This window comes from Bartonella sp. AC535YNZD (genome assembly GCF_042196625.1).
Taxonomy (GTDB): Bacteria; Pseudomonadota; Alphaproteobacteria; order Rhizobiales; family Rhizobiaceae; genus Bartonella.
In genome coordinates this window covers 1-749 of the sequence record NZ_JBHIQP010000074.1, presented here as the reverse complement: position 1 = coordinate 749, position 749 = coordinate 1, and the positions used below count along the sequence as shown (strand labels likewise).

Below are 749 nucleotides of genomic sequence, written 5' to 3'. Positions count from 1 at the left end.
GTCGGCAAGTTTTATGGCTCAGCCTATTATTTGAACAGAATTGGTTACAATCCTGACAGAGAGATTTTTTTCTTAGGCGATGCTTATTTCGAAAAGGAATTGATTGAGAAACAAATGCGTGATCTTGTGGGTCAAGGGTTGGGCAAAGGTTCCTTTATTCCTGGAAGTGATGCCATTGAACAAGTCAAAACTTTGCTGGATGTCGGGGCAGAATATGCAAAAGCACACAATCTCCCTTTTGGTGAGGCTTTGAGTGAAGAACAATTGGCGTCCCTAGAAGCGCCGATGGTGATTTATGTGCGCCAACAGGTCAAGGGCATGGATGTTTATGCTCCGGTGCTTTACATCCCCGAAAAAGACAGAGCCTCCTTTGTTTCTGCTGGAGCTTTGATCATGGGCGATGATGTGAATATCACCAGCCAGAATACCAGCAATTCCACGATAACCAATTCAGGGCGGATTGCGGCAAATCACCAATTGCATGTGCATGGCGGGGATATCTTTAGTCAAGGGGGGCATTTTTCTGCTGGTGGTGATGCTGTTTTAGTTGCGGAGAAGAATATTCGTTTGGATGCAGGGCGCACAACGGTTGACGGCGTGGAGACCGTATTAAACACCGAGGCGCTTTCTGCTGGTGGTAATGCAACGGTGATTGCTAAACAAGATATAACCGCCTCAGGGGTGGGGATCACCACCGGGGGTGATCTTGCTATGGCTACAGAAGAAGGCAACTTGACGATCGGTTCAGC

General features: G+C 47.5%; 1 protein-coding gene. It reads left to right on the top strand.

All coding sequences use genetic code 11. From position 1 onward, the window contains the following. Window positions 1–749, top strand: a 749-nt coding sequence (locus tag ACFIM8_RS09240) for a hemagglutinin repeat-containing protein (protein ID WP_375614845.1), incomplete at both ends; no start/stop codon positions are given.